This window comes from Agromyces molybdatiresistens, from assembly GCF_052748445.2.
Genome location: NZ_CM188258.1, coordinates 3,743,295 through 3,760,034 on the forward strand (window position 1 = coordinate 3,743,295; position 16,740 = coordinate 3,760,034).

Annotated in this window: 13 protein-coding genes, 2 tRNA genes and 3 pseudogenes; 6 read left to right on the forward strand and 12 right to left on the reverse strand. The window is 63.1% G+C overall.

What is annotated here, in order from left to right; genetic code table 11:
* The first annotated feature begins 68 nt into the window (after nt 1–68).
* Both ACULK2_RS17335 and ACULK2_RS17340 read left to right on the forward strand, forming a co-directional pair.
* Complete coding sequence (locus ACULK2_RS17335; RefSeq protein ID WP_445967891.1) at nt 69–722, forward strand: hypothetical protein; 654 nt, start codon at nt 69–71, stop codon at nt 720–722.
* Entirely contained in the window at nt 719–1,249 is a 531-nt protein-coding gene (locus tag ACULK2_RS17340) for an RNA polymerase sigma factor (protein ID WP_445967890.1), read from the forward strand. The genes ACULK2_RS17335 and ACULK2_RS17340 overlap by 4 nt, the downstream gene beginning before the upstream one ends.
* 510 nt (nt 1,250–1,759) lie before the next feature.
* Here the strand turns inward: ACULK2_RS17340 and ACULK2_RS17345 are convergent.
* Nucleotides 1,760–2,479, reverse strand: a complete 720-nt coding sequence (locus ACULK2_RS17345; protein WP_445967889.1) for a RelA/SpoT-related domain-containing protein — start codon at nt 2,477–2,479, stop codon at nt 1,760–1,762.
* 489 nt (nt 2,480–2,968) lie between these two features.
* On the opposite strand from ACULK2_RS17345, the gene ACULK2_RS17350 reads away from it, so the two are divergent.
* Nucleotides 2,969–3,040 (forward strand) — tRNA-Gly (locus ACULK2_RS17350).
* A 478-nt stretch (nt 3,041–3,518) separates the two neighbouring features.
* Here the strand turns inward: ACULK2_RS17350 and ACULK2_RS17355 are convergent.
* The 6 genes and pseudogenes from ACULK2_RS17355 to ACULK2_RS17380 form a co-directional block, all read right to left on the reverse strand.
* A complete protein-coding gene (locus tag ACULK2_RS17355; protein WP_445967888.1) occupies nt 3,519–3,710 on the reverse strand; it encodes an SIP domain-containing protein in 192 nt (63 codons plus the stop codon).
* A gap of 40 nt (nt 3,711–3,750) precedes the next feature.
* Nucleotides 3,751–3,978, reverse strand: a pseudogene (locus ACULK2_RS17360) (SIP domain-containing protein); the annotation flags it as partial.
* Nucleotides 3,977–4,051, reverse strand: a pseudogene (locus ACULK2_RS17365) (siderophore-interacting protein); the annotation flags it as partial. The pseudogenes ACULK2_RS17360 and ACULK2_RS17365, both read right to left, overlap by 2 nt.
* 877 nt (nt 4,052–4,928) lie before the next feature.
* A complete protein-coding gene (locus ACULK2_RS17370) occupies nt 4,929–5,468 on the reverse strand; it encodes a hypothetical protein (protein WP_501045002.1) in 540 nt (179 codons plus the stop codon).
* A 384-nt stretch (nt 5,469–5,852) separates the two neighbouring features.
* Nucleotides 5,853–7,222, reverse strand: a pseudogene (locus ACULK2_RS17375) (glycoside hydrolase domain-containing protein); the annotation flags it as partial.
* 43 nt (nt 7,223–7,265) lie between these two features.
* Complete coding sequence (locus ACULK2_RS17380) at nt 7,266–8,246, reverse strand: hypothetical protein (RefSeq protein ID WP_445967887.1); 981 nt, start codon at nt 8,244–8,246, stop codon at nt 7,266–7,268.
* A gap of 701 nt (nt 8,247–8,947) precedes the next feature.
* On the opposite strand from ACULK2_RS17380, the gene ACULK2_RS17385 reads away from it, so the two are divergent.
* The gene (locus tag ACULK2_RS17385; RefSeq protein ID WP_445967886.1) at nt 8,948–9,994 is read left to right on the forward strand and encodes a sensor histidine kinase; all 1,047 of its coding nucleotides are present in this window, start codon (nt 8,948–8,950) and stop codon (nt 9,992–9,994) included.
* Nucleotides 9,991–10,593 (forward strand): response regulator, encoded by a 603-nt coding sequence (locus tag ACULK2_RS17390; protein ID WP_445967885.1) that lies wholly within the window; start codon nt 9,991–9,993, stop codon nt 10,591–10,593. The genes ACULK2_RS17385 and ACULK2_RS17390 overlap by 4 nt, the downstream gene beginning before the upstream one ends.
* Nucleotides 10,594–10,687: 94 nt before the next feature.
* Here ACULK2_RS17390 and ACULK2_RS17395 read toward each other — a convergent pair whose 3' ends face one another.
* The 4 genes from ACULK2_RS17395 to ACULK2_RS17410 all read right to left on the reverse strand — a co-directional run bounded on the left by ACULK2_RS17395 (nt 10,688) and on the right by ACULK2_RS17410 (nt 14,498).
* Nucleotides 10,688–11,752, reverse strand: a complete 1,065-nt coding sequence (locus ACULK2_RS17395; protein WP_445967884.1) for an ABC transporter permease — start codon at nt 11,750–11,752, stop codon at nt 10,688–10,690.
* A 44-nt stretch (nt 11,753–11,796) separates the two neighbouring features.
* Nucleotides 11,797–12,441 (reverse strand): ABC transporter ATP-binding protein, encoded by a 645-nt coding sequence (locus ACULK2_RS17400; protein WP_445967883.1) that lies wholly within the window; start codon nt 12,439–12,441, stop codon nt 11,797–11,799.
* Entirely contained in the window at nt 12,438–13,529 is a 1,092-nt protein-coding gene (locus tag ACULK2_RS17405) for a peptidoglycan-binding domain-containing protein (protein WP_445967882.1), read from the reverse strand. Before ACULK2_RS17405 ends, ACULK2_RS17400 begins: the two co-directional genes overlap by 4 nt.
* 339 nt (nt 13,530–13,868) lie before the next feature.
* Entirely contained in the window at nt 13,869–14,498 is a 630-nt protein-coding gene (locus ACULK2_RS17410; RefSeq protein ID WP_445967881.1) for a hypothetical protein, read from the reverse strand.
* A gap of 817 nt (nt 14,499–15,315) precedes the next feature.
* Here ACULK2_RS17410 and ACULK2_RS17415 point away from each other — a divergent pair.
* Nucleotides 15,316–15,455, forward strand: a tRNA-Gly gene (locus ACULK2_RS17415).
* 52 nt (nt 15,456–15,507) lie between these two features.
* Here ACULK2_RS17415 and ACULK2_RS17420 read toward each other — a convergent pair.
* Entirely contained in the window at nt 15,508–16,671 is a 1,164-nt protein-coding gene (locus ACULK2_RS17420; protein WP_445967880.1) for an IS481 family transposase, read from the reverse strand.
* Nucleotides 16,672–16,740 lie beyond the last annotated feature (69 nt).

A 16,740-nucleotide genomic window follows, 5' to 3' on the forward strand; every position in this document is an offset into this window, starting at 1 on the left:
AGCTGCGTTAAGGATCGGGCGAGTCCGGACATGTCTGTTGTGAGCACCGCCGACGAGAGGACAGGGCGATGGATTGGCTGGATGAGGCGGTGCGAGAAGCGGCGCCGCCGGCACTGGGCTCGAGCCCAGGCGCGCGAGAGCATGCGGAAGCCGTCGCCAGGGAGGCGGCAACGCATCACGCGCGGCCGCGTGCGCGGCGGCCGCGTTCCGGCAAGCTCGCGGGCGGTATCGCCCTCGGGCTCGGCATCCTCGGTCTCGGTATAGGCGCGGCAGCGGCGTCTCCGGCGGTGATCGAGTGGCTGGGCTGGACACCCGACATCGTGGCGCAGCGCACCTTCGATCTCGGTGACGGCTCGGAGCTCGGACTCTGCGAAGTCTTCGTCCGAGTAACACCCGAGTACGGTGCCGTGCCGAACGAGGAAGTCGACCGACGAACCGAGGCGGCAAGAAGGTTCCTGACCAATCACGACTGGGATCCGGTCATCCAGTCGATCACCGCGACCGAGATCCAGGCCGCGCTTGAACGCGAAACTGCCCAACGCGAGTCCGTCACCACTGACACGGTGACGCCGCCACCCGCGACGCTATCGGGCGTGGCGACGGGCCTGATCGCCGATCGCATCTCGGCCGAGTTCGAACACGCGGGCCACTCGCAGCCGGGCGTATCACTCGAGGCCGCTGCCGGGCCATGCGCCAACGCGAGCGAAGGCGCAGCGCAGTGACCGCCAGCGGCCGACACCAGCCCGACCTCGCGCACCTCGAAGCCGCGTACATCGCCAACGCTGCAGACCTGCTCGGCTACTTCGGCCGGCGCTTACCGCTACCCGCCGACGCCGCGGACCTGCTCGGTGAGACCTTCCTGGTCGCCACCCGCCGCAGCCGCCATCTTCCCACCGACGGAGAAGAAGCACGCATGTGGCTCTTCGGCATCGCCCGGAGAGTAGTCGCGAACGCCGCACGCGGAGCTTCGCGTCGCCATCGACTCACCGCACGACTCCGGGAACACCTCGCAACCCTCCCGCCCGAAGCCCCGGACGATCAGTCCCTACAAGTGCGGGCCGCCCTCGACGCCATCCCAGCGGATCAATCGGAGCTGATACGTCTCGTGCTGTGGGACGGCTTCCCTGTCCCAGAGGCAGCCCAAATCCTCGGTATCAGCGAATCCACTGCGCGGGGCCGGTACCAGCGAGCCCGCACGAACCTCCGTGCCCACCTGCACGAGTACCAGCACGAACGGAGCATACGATGAACACGCAACACATCGACCCCGCCGCCACCTCGCTCCCAGCCACACAATCCATCGACATCACCGACTACCTCCCCGACCCGGCGGATGAACCGACCGGCTGATGGTCCCGCCAGAACCCGGTCTGACGGAACGCGTCCATCCGCCTCGTAGTCAGAACCGAGTCTGAGGGGGATTGGGAACAACTCTGCGGATTCGCCGAGCGCCGTCGGAACGAGGTCCATCACGAGATGTGGGCCTTCGGCGCAAGCGCATGCGCATGCGGCGAGGGTGCCGACTCGCCGGCGTCAGCTTGCGTTCAGCTCGGTGCCTTCGAAATACCGCTTGTGAGTCTTCATCACGGTCTCTAGGGAATCACTATTCAGTGAAGCAATCTCCCAATCGTCATCGGTGCGCTGCTTCTCGAGCTCGAGTCGACGCCTCAGTGCGTCTCGGTGTCCGTAAGGGCCAGGAAACGAGGTGACCCTACGGTCCGCGTTGCGGCGGTTGTACTCAATGACAAAGCCTGGCAACTCAGCTCCCTCCGTTCCTTCTCGCCGCCGTGAAGACATCATGGAGCTGCGTGAGCATCTCCTGCATGCGCTGCTCTGTACTAACTTCCCTAGCGTCGAGTTTCCTTAGTCTAGACATGATCGCGGCGGCGCGAGGGCTTGGATGTCCGGGAAGCCCTCGTTCTTCGGCAGCCATCCGCAGACGCGCGCTCTCGTTTCGGTCCTGCTCCAGCTGAGCGATGTCAGCGGTCGACAACTCGCGAAGTCGCTCGACGATCTTGCGCTCATCCGGGTCGTTGGGGAGCTCGTCGTAGCGGATCCCTCGTCCAAAATGGTCAGCCGCCGACTCATACATGTTCGCCCACATGCCTTGGAGATGGGTGCGAACCTGCACTTCGACCCGCGCGTCGAGTCTCAGCCAGATGTGCACCGCACGGTACCCCGAGTGCGGACTGACTCGCAGGTCCTTGATGGCGCTTTCATCGTGGCCGAACCTGCCTGCGATCGCATTCACGACGGCATCCTGTTCGTCGAGGGACATCTCGGCCTCGAACCGAACGCCGGCAATGTCCTGGATGCTAGGCAAGGGAGTGGCGTGATCCCGTTGCAGCTTCTGTCGGAGCGTGTCTATGGTCTTCGGCCGAGACGTCACTTCGAACGGTCGAGTATCCAAGAGCGGTTCCCAGTCGAGCCTGAGGATCTCACTCTGGACCTCAGCGGCCGCCTCGTTGTACCACACCATGACGTCGTCATACTCGGGGAGCCCGTCAGGCGGAACCGTGCCGTCGCGAATGTGGCGCCCCAGCTTCTTCAGCTGCGCGCCTGACCATGGACACGAGTTCACCTCCATAACGTACGACGATTGTCTTCTCTCAAGGCACGCGACTCTCGCACTGGTCCCCAGCCCCGGCGATACCACCATGGAGCTTCGAAGATCTCCGGTCGGGCGTCGTCGATCGCTTCGCGGCTCCACTGCCTCGATACCGGCTCATTCACTCCGTCGCTCGGTGATGCTCGCACCCCGCACGCAACAACGGCGTGCAGATGCCCGTCTGTGTAGATGCGCGGTGAAGTCACCTCGATTGCTACCCTGCATCGAGGCCGGTTCCCGCTGCCTCTTATAACCGGCCGGAGGCGCTCGTAGTCACTTAATAGTCACAAAGTCGGCATCACGTTGCTTCACTCGAGTTCACACTTCCCCGTTATTCCGGGGCTCGTGAGCCCGAGTGAAGCCCAGTGAATCACTACTGGATATCTTCTGCTTCCCAAGCAGACAGCGCGGGTTCGATTCCCGTCATCGGCTCTTCGTGAATTTTGCCTGATCAGCGAGCTTTTTCTTCATCGATACCGACGTCCGTGAGTTTGGTTTGCTTCGTCCAGTCACGGTTAACTCACGGTATTCGATTCAGTTTGTTTTCGTGAGCGAACCGCGCTCAACTCCGTCGATCGACCCTTCGGCGAGCGACCAGGCGTGAACCCGGTGATCACCGAGCTGGCCAAGCACATCGGCGTCGATCTGCTCGACCGATCAGACATCGCGTCAAGCGTCGTGTAGAACCGACCACACACGATGACGACTGCCGCGAAGAACCGCCGATCTCGGAACGGCAGCTTCCCTCGGGCGCGGTGGTCGCCTCGGATGTTCCCGCAGTTCCGAACAACGAAGCGGCCAAGGACGGGTGAGCACGGCGCTGTGCGTCGTGTTCCGTGAGGCCCGCATGGTTGATCGCCGCCCGGACGCGCACGACCGAGGATCGAGCTCGCAACGCGCGAACGCGCCGCTACCACGCGCGCCAGTATCCGCAGAACGTCACGTCGGCCTTCGGCACGCCCCACTCGTTCACGAGGCGGCGGCGCGCCCCGGTGGCGAGCTTCGACTCGCCCGCGGCGAAGGCCGTGACGGATGCCTCGGGGCGAGGCAGGTCGCGCAGGTTGCACCAGCCCGCACTCCCCGGCCCGCTCGCCGGGGCCACGGACGATCCAGTGCACGTCGACACCGTCGGGCGCCGCGACATCCTTCCGGTCATCGACGTCAGAGACCTCGATGAGCGCGGTGCCGCGCGCATTGCGCGGAAGGTCGCGCAGGATGCCGGCCATGGCCGGCAGCGCGCTCTCGTCCCCGGCGAGGAGCACTCGCTCTGCGCCATCCGAGTGAGTGACGCCAACCACAACACTGGTCGACGAGGCCGACGCGCGCGCCGAGCGGCTGCGTGCCCACCCACGGACCGGCGGCGCCCTCATCGCCGTGCACAACGAAGTCGATGTCCATCTCGAGGTCGTCGGGCCGGAACTCGCGCACCGTGTAGTTGCGCATCACCGGTCGCGTTGCGCGGGGAAGCGTGAGCTACTTCAGGTATCCGGTGAAGTCGAAAGCATCGGCCAGGTTGTCGAACCGAGCGGCGCCGGAGGCCGGAACGCCGAGACGGAACCACTGGTCGAATCCAAGGTGACGCCATTCCGCGAAGCCGTCGCCCGCCACCGTGAGGTGGACGAAGTGGAGGATGCAAGCGCCCGCGCCACCGCTATATACCAGATCGCTGCTCGAAGCCGGAGGCTTCCGACCCCGACTACACCCGATAACCGAGCCTCCACAAGAGACCCGGGGCGCTTCACCTGGTTGGGATGACCCGTTCAAAGTAGCCGTTGGCTCGCTTGAGTCGCGCCGCAGCGTCATCGGGAAGGCGTGATATCAGTCCGGTTGTCCGCTCTCCTGATCAGGCAGATGACGCCGACAAGGATGCAGGCCAAGAGGCCGACCAAGATTACAGTGAGGGTCCCCGTTTGAGCGGGCGTGGCCACGATGGGTTCGCTCTGCCATCCGCTCGGGAAACAAAGTATCGCGGGAGGGAAGGTGCTTGTTCGCACCTTCAGATCTGTAATGTGCTCGCGTCCGATCGCGTCACCGCAGAGCCGTACCAGATCGACTGTTCGCGGATTGATGGCGCGTGCAGCGAGAGACGGCCATGTGAATGCGCCGAGGACTCCGACGATCGTCGCAGTGATGCCGAACCCGATGCGGAGCCTCTTGTCGCTGCTGCGGAGAACGGCAACGGTGACCGCCGCGCACAGGGCGAGTAGTGCGACGATCCAGGGCGTCGTCGAAGGAGTCCAGCTGTCTAACACGGGATGACGGTCACCTACTTACCCTCCAGACGGGCGCGCTCGCCACGAGGGTTGTGAGCGGATCAGCTTCACTCGGTTCCCGCGATCTTTGCTGAGAGTATGTCTGTCCATGCTTGGGCCAGATTTGCGAGGTCCGCCGGGGTGAACTCCCAGGGCCGTGGCTGGACTCCGAGGTATGAACCGAGCACACCTTCGCGGTAGGCGACGACGCCGGGGTCCAAGGAGTCGAACGTGTCGAGGGCAGCATCATATGCCGTCGTTGTGCTGCCACCAAAGCGTGTCTGTAGGAACCGGGTGTACCACGCGCCGTAGTCGTCAGGTTGCGCGTAGGAGGCGTTGATGACGTCGGATACTGGTGCGCTTGGGTTCGCGAGTGACGCGGCAGCGATGATTGCGGCATCAACGTCCTCATCGAAGTCGTGATCGCTATGTCCGCCCTTGCGGGCGATCCAGGTCCTTCCGAAAGCGTATGAGTCCGAAAGGGATGGGTCAGCTCGCTTCGCGACGATCCAATCGCCGAAGCTTTGCACGAGATCACCTGCCCATCCGGTCATGTCACCGATGCCAACGGTGCCCTCGTCGGCGGGCCATCCATTCTGGTGGATCATGCCATGGAGCGCTGCGGCGAAGTGGCTGACATGAATGTACCGTCCGGTTCTTGGGCTGACGAAGCCGAAGATGCGCTGGGTAGGCTGCTGATCGATGTACTCGACCCAGAAGGTGAGGATGGGGCCAGCCGCATTCTCCCAGTTGACGCCTGCGTAGGTGGGTTGACGCAGGTACTGAAGTACCAGGTCGTTCGCTGAGTAAGTCGTTCCGGGGTGTGTGTCCTTGTACGCGAGAGCGTGATTGTAGAGCCATTGGATGTACGTCGCGAACGTGGATGGGCTGCGTAGGGTTGATTGACCTTGGTCCCGGCCTGACGTGACGCTCTTGTCGATGTTGATAGCGCCGGAGCCGCTGCCGATCGAGTACTCCAAGATCTGATCAAAGGCCCAGTTGGTGGGGAGCGTGAAACCGAGGTTGCCGCTATAGCCAGTAGACATGTCGCTGACAAAGCTCAGTTGCGCGAGCCCCTCGCCGCTGACAATCGAGCAAGTGTTTCGAGCAGAGTAGATGCCGGCGCTGTATTCACCCCCTGCGTCGAAGAGCGCGTTATTGACACCTTGGAAGTATGGGACCACCATTGCCCAGGCTTCTTCCTCCACGGCGTCAAAATCGACCGCGAAGTATATCGCGTACCGGGTAGGAATCCATAGCTCAGAGCGGCCGCGTAGGCAGTCAATCCGGATTCGTACCCCTGGTCCTCACTGAAATACTCGACCGCATCGCCGCCCTGCTGGAAGATGGGAAACACCCGAAGCCCGTTCGCGAATATCGTCTGCAACTCGCCGGGCTGAATCTTCTTGTTGGTTGGGTTGGGTCCTGGGTAATTGGTCAGGTACCGGCCGACGATTTCGTAGCCGCTGGAGGTGAGGGTCTGGGCGCGGACGGTGTTGATTGTGGTGATGCAGTCTGCGGCGCGTCCCGGCCGGTCTACATCTCCGGTGCTCACGAGCAGGGAAGCCCAGGTCTGGAAGTCTGCCTCTCCGTTGGCAGTCAAGGCCGCAAAGCTCTGGAACTGTTGCGTTGTTGTGCGCGTTTGGGAGGAGAACACTCCATCGAACGCGGTGGCATAGCTGTTGAAGGTGAGCGCCGCTTGGAACAGGCGGACGAACGCCTTTCCGCTGTCGGTCGAACCGACGACCAGGTGTGCCTGGTCACGAATGCCTTGCTTGGTGCCTGGTCCGAAGTTCCCGTTGGCTGTGCCATCGGGCATTCCGATCTCGTACTGAATCGCCAGCATCAGGCCGCGCTGCACGTCTCGTGAGAAGTTCCCGTCACACGGAACAAGGAAGAAGTCGGCTCGGCTTAGGTACTTCGAGTTGAGCCATTGCTGGATCGCCCGCACTTCTGGCGTGCCATTCCCGATCAACGTGTAGGCGTCCATGGTGAGAAGGCTCTTGAACATCTTGGGAGTAACGGTTGCGCCCGTGCTCAATCCCATATTTGCCCGCATGGATCCGATATCGGCGCCCACTTCGGAAGTGAATGTTCCGAAGTCAGTGCCTCCCCAGTATCCTTTGCACCACATTGCGCACTGCATGATCGCCACGATGTTCGTATTTGCAGTCATGGCGCCGACGCTGCCGACGTTGTTCGTGAGCCTCGATAGAGTCGTAGGTCCGAAGTTGTCGGAGAGGGACGTGATGCCGAGTTCGTGCTGGAGCGCACGCGTCAGCGCGAACATCGTATCCCAACCGGTAATGCCGTCGGTGGGGGCAGGAATGAATCCCTCAACGTTCGCGTAAGTTGAGTTCATCCAGAACTGCGAATTCTGAACCCAGATGTCCAAGGTCGATTCCTTACTTCCTTGCGTTGCTTTGCTTGAGGGTGGGTGCGGTTCGAGGCTGACCTGAGGTGGTTAGGTCCCTCACAGCTTCGGCACCGGTGATCCTCTGCGGCCGACTCAGATCCAGGGGTGGAGGGATCACACGTGCGCCGGCGAACTGAAGGCCATCCGGCGTAATGGGCAAGGGGATGCTGTCAATGACGAGCTCGACATCGAGGTTGGCGCCGGACGGAACGTCGTTGTTCAGCGTCACCAGCGCGATAGATCGGCTTCCGTCTGCTGCCGCCTCCCTTGTGGAGAAGGCGTCCTCCTGAACGACGCCATCCACCGCGACAGTCGAAACAGCCATCGACTTGAGAATTCGGCGGTCACCATGGATGGCGATGGAGGTTCCCGCCGGAACTGCGCCAGGCCCAACGCTGAGGCATCGAAGCGCAGACGTGTAGCGGTAGTCCGTCTTCTCAGAACCGCCTTCAACTGATCGCCAACTCGGGCTCAGCACCAGGCCCCACGGCGCAGTGTTTGCTTCTGTCACTACGGGCTCCCAGATGGTTTCAGCAGTTGCCCCCGTGTTAGCGGTCATTGTCATAGAAACTGGGTAGGCGTCGCCGACGTTCTCGCCCGGGTAGAGCTTCTTCCGCATGAGGGGGAGGAGAAGTGTCAGGGTGGTCCACGATTCGTCGAACGGCAACTTGGCGGTTCCGAGTCCGTCCCTTCCCGTCTCATCGCTGGTTATCGCCAGCGGCGCTCGGACCACCTCCGATCCGCTTAGCGCAACGAGCTCGTCATTAAGCTCAAAGAGCGCTCCGTCATAGCTGAGCTCCAGGCTCAGATCTGTGGCTGGCGGATCGGCGGTGATCTGCAGGAGATAGGGGACACGCAGGTCCTGATGCACTGTGAATTCACTATTGAAGAACGGTGTGTTTCGCATCTCGCCGTCGGTCAACCGAATAGCGCCGCCGTCATCGGTGTTCCGTTCTGGGTAAGTGGTCACATGGCTGAGCGAACCGAGCGTCGGCACAGCCGCTACCGCCGTGATAATCAGTTGGCGCCGTGTAATGGGCATAGTGAGTGGGCTTCCTACCTATAGGACGTTTGATGGCGTGCAAAGCGCTGAAGCGATTAGAGTCCGGAAGACCCGACTCAGGCAGTTGCCTCGCTCGCTCTTTGTGTTCGATGTCGCGGCGAGCTTCGGAGTGCGTTGAGGCGGACAGTCGAAGCGATATCCCACCGAACCAACCTGCGGAAGTTATCCGTGAAGAAGGTAGAGGTTGTTCGCAGCCGGGGCAGAACCCATTGGTCGACCTCGCTGAATTCAGTCGCATTGGCGGCCGACCAATCGAACCCCACCGCCAGGGCTGAGCTGGCGATCGACGCGAGTACAGCTCGGCGGGTGATCGTTCCGCGGCGGATGTCTGCGTGCATCTCGACTCCTTCAAGCCTGCTACCAAGTCATCATTGCCGCACTGATGCGCCATCCCGAATACGACCTTGGTAGGATTTGCGCCGATCGGCGCCGCCCGCCGCCCGATCTTCGATGCGACGATGTAGCGGAGGTCGTATCGAACCCAAACCGACTCCGGGTAGCGTCCTACGGACGCACGATCGGCCCGCTGCTCGAACGCCCGGCCTGCCGAGTGTTCGGGTGAAGATGCCACGAACGCCGACGAGCGACCTATGGGAGGCATGCAACGTATGACGGCAGAGGAACTCGCGGTCGCCGCTGCGGTGATTGACGAGCTGCACCGGCGGCTCACGGAGCGGGGAAGTGCGTTGGTAACCGCGGAAGCACTCGATGGCGGGCTCGAGGCGCAGACGCGATCCATCATCGCAGAGACTATGTCTGTGCTGGCAGGTGGCGCCGAATCTCCGCTGGTCTCCGTCGAGTACGCTGAGCTCGAGGATCTGAGCACACACGGACGGCGCTCAGCTGCGTTAGATATCGATCCATCAGAGCCGCTGATGGCTGCCGAGGTCCTGTTCGGTGTCGCGTTGCCCCACGTCGCTGATGCGGTCGCAGTCTCCTACGGTGCCCGGCGGGATCTGGACGTGGCGCGGGCGCTGCATCACGCGATCTGGCGTCGGTTCCCACCCGGTGCGATCGCCTACGTTGAGGTTCTGAGGAGCCAGCTGCAATCGTCGCATCGCGAGGCTCGGGTCCGTCTGTCTCGTGAATTACACGACAGGATTGCGCATGGCATTGCAGCTGGCCTGCAACGGCTGGAAGCTGTCGAATTGCGCCAGCCCAACGAGGAGATCGCGCAGGCGATTAGCATCCTTCGCGACGCCCTTCTCGACACGCAGGACATCGCCATCGACCTCAGAGCCAAGGTTGGAGAAAGCGAACTCGCCGAGGCGCTTGAGGACTATGCCTACGCCACCGGTGGCCGTGACACCCTACCGATCCACGTTACGCAGGTCGGCCCCGTGAGGCCCCTCACTCACCTCGCCCGCGAGGAGCTGTTCACGATTGTCACAGAAGCGACCCGCAACTCCCGAACGCACGCTCGGCAGGCGACGTCTGTGAGTGCGCGACTCGAGTGGTCGGCGACGACCCTCGAGGTGACGGTTACCGACGACGGACGCGGCTATGACGACGGCCCGCGAGCCTCGACATCGTTGGGTCTGCGTGGCATCGCGGAGCGTGCCGGCGCGATCGGGGCGACGGTCGAGTTTCTCAACGCCGCCGGCGCAACAGGCATCCAGCTCACACTACCGTTCGTCCGTCAGGGGACATCATGACGGCAACTGGATCCGTCACTGTCGTGATCGCGGACGACCATGAGTTATTCCGGGACGGGCTGAGGGCAATGCTCGCAGCGTCGTCTGGGGTGCGGGTGATCGGTGAGGCGGCAACCCATGACGACGCGTCCGCATTGACCATCAACTTACAACCCGACGTGTTGCTGCTCGACGTCGAGATGCCCGGCATTCCGCTACTGTCCACGATCTCGCGGGTGCGGGCCGAGGCTGCGAGCACTCGGATCTTGATCGTGACTATGCACCGCGACCGGATCCTTTCGAATCACGTCCGTTTGGCAGGAGCCGCCGGATTCATCTCGAAATCGGCTCCCTCAAGCGAACTGATCGCCGCAATACACCACACAAGTGGAGCGCGCGAGCACGCCCCAGACAGAATGCCCCTCGGATCGCTGCTTTCTCCCCGTGAACGCGAAGTGATACGTCTGATCGAGCAGGGCATGTCGAACGACGCGATCAGCCGGTCTTTGTCGATCTCAGTCGGGACGGTGAAGCGTCACAACACGAACATCTTCACGAAGCTCGGAGCCAAGTCGCGAACCGACGCATTACGGAAGGCATCGCGGCTGGGCGAAATCTAGCCTCCGCGATGAGAGGTTCCGGACAATACGCCAAACGATACTGCTGATGTGAACCGGCGCGCAGACTGGTCGGTGCACCGCGTACTCCCCGCCGCTAGGGCACTCTGAGTTCGACGATGGGCTCGCGGCGGGCGGCGATGACGGCGGGAACTACGCTTGCCAGCGCGCCAACCAGCACCGCCAGGATTCCCAAGCCAGCGATGTAATCGGGTCCGGGGAGTGGATCGCCTCCCGCTGCGAGAACGATGAGCGCGACTCCAATGCCGACGGCAGCGCCGACCGCCCCGAGCACTCCGACCTGGACCACGAGCAGCAGAATGATCAGTCGTTGGCTCGCGCCGAGGGCTCGGCGCCGGCCGAAGTCTTTCCGTCTGAGCATGACGAGCGCGTGGAGGATTGCGGCTGCCAGGACCGAGGTCAGGGCGAGGATTCCTAGCGTCAAGCCGCGTCCGAAGCTCCCGAGCTGGCCCTCGATAAGCGCCCGGAGTTTGGCGAGATCCTCACTCGTCTGCACGTCGACCTTGGTGGGGTCGTCCACGGCGAGCACGCTGGTAACGGCGAGCGCAACAGGGGCGACAAGGTCGGGCCGGTCAGCAATCACGACCAGCACCGACACCGGTGCCGGCTCGCCTTCCGGTGCGGGGGCGATCAGGACGGGTTCGAGAAACCGCAAGTGCTCGGGGACGACGGCGCGAGCCGCGACTCCGAGGACGAGACCATCGGTGGATCGAATCTTGCCGACTGGCTCGGCCATCCCAAGCTGCTCGAGCGCGAGATTCGACCCGTAGGCAATTTCACCACCGGTCGAGAGCGGGACTGGGAGCCGGAACGGAGTCCAGTCGTCGCTCCACGCCTTGCGGAGCGGCACGCGGATACCGCCGGGGAACGCGGCGTTCTGCACGTCGGTCGCGATTCCGAATGCGCCGGCCCATTCGATCCCCCCAATGTGTCGGACTCGGTCGAGCACGCTCGAGTCCAGACCGGCTGCCGGATCGGCGCGGACGACGATCGAGCGGGTTCCCTTGGAGTCGATCGAGCCGATCACTGCCTGCTCTGCTCCAACTGTTCGGCCGGAAGTCAGCAGCACTGCGGCGCACATCCCGGCGATCATCACGACCACGACCACCGAGGCCACGGGCGCAGCGATCGCAGCGGTCACAGCCTCACGCAAGACGGCCACGACGCGTTGAAGTGTGATTCGCATCACAACTCGAGCCGGCGGTCGCATCGCGCCACGAGCGCAGGATCATGGGTGACCACGACGACCGCCGCGCCGCGCGACGCCTGCTCATGCAGCGCCTGGACGACGATGTCGGACGAGGCGGGGTCGAGGTTTCCGGTCGGCTCGTCAGCCAGCAGCACGTTGGGGTCCCCGAGCAGCGCCCGGCACAGCGCTATCCGCTGCGCCTGCCCGCCGGACACCTGTCCCGGCTTGGCGTCCTGTCGCAGTGCCACCCCGAACCGCTCCATCAGCGCTCGGGCGCGGCCGGCCAGCGCCTTCCGGTCATCGCCTCGGTAGAGTGTGGTTTCGAGGATGTTATCCAGCACGGTCCGGGATTGGTCGAGCGCAGCATCCTGGAACACGAACCCGTATGCCTTGGCGCGAGCCGCAGCGCGATCACGGTCGGACCGGATGTGGAACGCTTCACCATCCAGGAAGATCTCGCCGGCGTGAGGGCGCAGCATCAGCCCGAGAAGGTACAGCAGCGTCGACTTGCCCCTCCCTGACGGTCCCGTGACCGCCACGACCTCCCCGGCATGAAAGGCCGCCGACCACTCTTCGAGGAGCGGCCTGTCCGGTTCGTACCGGAACCGGACATTGCGCGCCTCCAACCGAGCGACGCTCATCCTGCCCCTTGTGCGGAAGCGGGAACGCGGACCCGCATCCCGGTTGTGGCGCCGTCGATTACCGACATCCCCTGCGAGGATGCAATCACATCGACGGGGTGCGACACTCCGGCGTCGTCGATCACTGACACCGAGCCATCCGCATCGGTTAGTAGTGCAGCGGATGGCGCAACAAGGCCGGACACGGTCTGCTGTGTGATGATCCGCGTGAGGAGGAGACTCTCACCCTCGATAGGCACCAGTTCGCACTGCGTGTCACAGATCGAACCGTCATCCTCACCCGTCAGGAACACGTCGATCTGGTCGGAACTCTCGCTCGCCACCTTCTGGCCGGCGACCGATGCCATCCACACCTGATCCTCGATCATGATCTCTACGCGGGTGCCCAGCGGCATCATCGCCGCCTGCTGGGTCGTGGCTGGAATCCGGAACGACGGTTCAGAACCGAGGACCGACACGACGAGCTCGCCACCGGCCAGAGTCGCACCACGAAACACCTGCGCCGGATCCAGAGCGACCCGGTTAGGCAAGGATGGTACGAACACGATATCTCCCGGCTGGACAATACCGTCATTCTCCACTCCGAGAGATTCCTGCCAATCGCGGACCGCACCTGCGGTGGCGGTCCCGAATCCACCATCTTGCTCGCCGCCGTAGAACCCGAGCTCGGCGAGGAGGCGCTGCAACTGTGCAACGTCCGCACCCTCAGCACCCTGTGCGAGCATACGGAACGCAGGTACCGCACCCTCAGCCACGACCACCGGCCGCAGATCTAACTCGAACAGCACGGAGCCCGGCGACACCACATCTCCCGGTGCGACATTCACGCCAGTCACCACTCCCGCAGCACGATTCGCGCCAGCTGGGACCTTCTCCCACATCGCCACCGCGTTCAGCGTGATCGAGGACCCGACTTCCCCGTTTGACAACGCCACATAGGTGAAGTCCGCTGGCGCCGGGACATCCCTGGGGGGCGCAAGCACGGCCGCACCAGCCCAAGCGGCGAGCAGGCATGGTACCACCAGGAGCCCGCCAGCCAGCAGCCACTTGAGCCACCCTGCAACTTGAGAGGCGCCGCGTTCAGACATTCCTCACACCCCCTTTGCAGCAGCACTCGTCACTTCAACGCGCCCGACTGACGGGACTCGCGCGCAGTATCGTTGATTCCCACACCGAGAGACCGACCAGGCCCAGGAGCTTCCCACTGACTCGGACGAGGTGTAGATGTCATCCCGTTGGACCGGGCAGCCAGGATTAGGATCCAGTGACCAGAGTTTCCCGTTTCGTTCAGATCGGGCGCCCGACACGGCATCCCCACGCGCGAGCTGCTTACGCCTGATCTTGTTTCTGAGCCGCATCACAGCTACGAGTGGTCTCGTATCGAATGCTTCGCCCGAATCTCGGAATTCCTCAGCATTGCGTGGTCGTCAGTTCAAGTCTGCCCAGTGGATAGGCTGCGGACAAGTTGCATTGACCACGTCCCAGCTGGGTACTTCTTCATTGCCCTGGACTTCTGACTCGGTCATTTGATCGCGAATCTCTGAGTACGCGCTCCAAGAATTCGACGTGCTGAACCGCTCCACATAGACCTCGAGCGAAGGGGGCTCGGAGACAGTCCAGCCAAGCGACTCAAGGCAATCGAGAGTCTTTAGCTCATAACCATACAGTTTAGCGAGAGCGTCACGATCTATTGCCGATGACCTGCTCCATCCAGTTTCTTCGGAGCAAGTTCGGTACGCGTTGTCCGCCAACGGCTGCTGCTCGGGAGAGACGCCCTCGATGGTGAACGTCTGATTGCCCAACACCGTGACATCCCAACCCTCGGCTTCTACACAGGCGACGACATCCCGAAACAGTTGCTCATGCCTTTCGATACCGACTTGGATCTCCTCAATTAGGGCGGGGTCCATTGCGATGAGCGCCGTAGGCTCAACAGAAGGCTCGACGTCTCCGCTGTAAACGCCCGCGCAGCCTGACAGGGCCATGACCCCGCAGGCAGCCGCGGCCAAAATCGCGGGCCGAAGCCCATAACTAACAACCTTCTTCGAATCCGCCACGCTTGGCACCGATCTCCCAGGTCTCTTCGCGCTCAGTATGAATCTCGACCGCCAGCATGCTCCCGACTCAAGGCAGTCGGGGCAGTCAAATCCGGACGCAACTCGCCGTACCCCACCCCTGGTTGCCTTCGAACCCATGCTGCCACTGACCGTTCTGAGTGTATCCGTACGTCCTCTGTGCGCCTCCTCCCACGTAGATCGTGCCGGAGTACGTGGTGCCGCTGTACCTATGCCAGCCGGTGGTGTTGGCTTCCGAATACACCGACGCTTGCGTGGTAGTCGTACAATTCAGCGTCTTCCAGGCGCTTTGATAATAGGCATTCGCAGGCCCGGCGGACGTCAACGCGAGCGCGAGCGCTGTCGCGGCCGCCGCTGCTCCAACGATACTTCTGCGCGTGACATTCATATTGTGATTCCTCCAAATTCTCGTTCCGGTTCGGTACGAGGTCAGCGTGCCTTCGCCAGTTGTTTCACGTCAATGCGCGCGCACACATATGTGTCCAAAGGCGTACTGCCACCAGCGACGCGAGGCTTTGTCATGATTGGCGAGCATGATCGCCAAGGCGAAGCATGCGCAACGATGACATTGAAGGGAGATGCGTCGACGTGGTGCAGCTGCGCCGACGCGCGGACCGAAGCGCCGAGGCCGGGGCCAGGGTTGGGCCACGCGTTGGTAGTGCGCGGGGCGCCGCTCTGCGGCTGCGACGAGCTTGCCCGCCAGGAGCGCCCGATTGCCGAGGCGGATTGTTCCGCCGCCCCCAGCCGGCTCGCAAGTACTTCAGCCGACCTGGCGCAGTCACGGTTAACTCACGGTTTTGCCGAGTTCACCCTGTCTCACTGCGTTTCACATTTCGCGGGATTCCGCGGCTCGTGAGCCTGAGTGAAGGACTGTGATACGGCACTTAGGAACTTCTGCTTCCCAAGCAGACAGCGCGGGTTCGATTCCCGTCATCGGCTCCTGTGATGTCTCACGACATCGTGAACGGCTGAACCCGCGGATGACGCGGGTTCAGCCGTTTTTCGTTGCTGGTTGGTAGGTCCGTTCTGGGTCGATTTCGTGTTCGCTGAGGATGGTGCCGTCGGGGTCGATCACGGTCGCTTCGGTGTTGTGGATGAGCACGATGATGTCGGTGCCGGCGTGGGGTCGGCCGATGCCCAGGTGCAGCATGCGGTTGGCGTAGCGGAGTGAGACTTTCCCGCCGGGGTCGACTCGGTCGTAGCGGACTCGCCACAGGTCCGGATCGTCCGGCGCGGTCGGGGCAGCCTTCGGGATCAGTTCGTACGCGAACGCCGGGGTGCGCCGGTTGATGGCTCGGTGCGGTCGGTGCTGGTTGTAGTACTCGCGGAAGGCGTCGAGGATCTGCTGCAGCTGCTCGATCGTCGCCGTGGGGTGCGCGGCGAGGTGTTTCTTCAACGTCTGCCAGAGCCGCTCGATCTTGCCCTGGGTGGTGGGCTTGTAGGGCAGTCCGTTCTTCTGGGTGATGCCGTACAGGGCCAGCAGGGTCTCGAACGCGTTCGGGTTGCCGGTGCCGGTCGAGGTGCCGGCGTACCGGGTGGTGTAGACCATGCCGTTATCCGTCAACGTCGACGCCGGGTACCCGTGCGCTGCGCCCGCGGCGGTGAAGGTGTCCGTGACGGTGCGACCTGACACGCGGCGGTGCGCGGACAGGTGCAGCAGGTAGCGGGAGTGGTCGTCGAGCCAGCCGATGATCTCCACCCCGACCCCGGCGGTCAGGGTCCAGTGGGTGAAGTCGGACTGCCACATCTGGTTCGGCCGGTCCGCGGCGAACCGCAGGTACGAGCTTTTCGGGCGTTTCTGCGGTTGCGGGGTGATCCGATCAGCCCGCTTGAGGATCCGCCATACCGTCGATCGGCTGACCTGATGCCCCTCCCTGAGCAGGTGGGTGTGGATGGTGTCGCATCCGGCGTCCAGGCCGAACCGGACCAGTTCCTCTCGGAGCGCGAGGACGCGATCACGGGTGGCTGCCGGGACGCGGGTCGGTGAGGCCGCGGGCCGTTTCGAGCGTGGCTGGTAGGCCGCCTCACCCTCCTCGAGCCACCGGTGGTGCAGCTTGTGCACGAGCGTCTTGGACACCCCGTACCGGGCGGCGACCTGCCCGTAGGAGAGCCCTTGCACGGTCACGGCTTTGATCAGCAACTCGTACTTGGTCACCGTTCACGATGTCTTGAGACATCCCGCAGCCGACCAGCCCGTCGTTCACGATGTCTTGAGACATCCGTT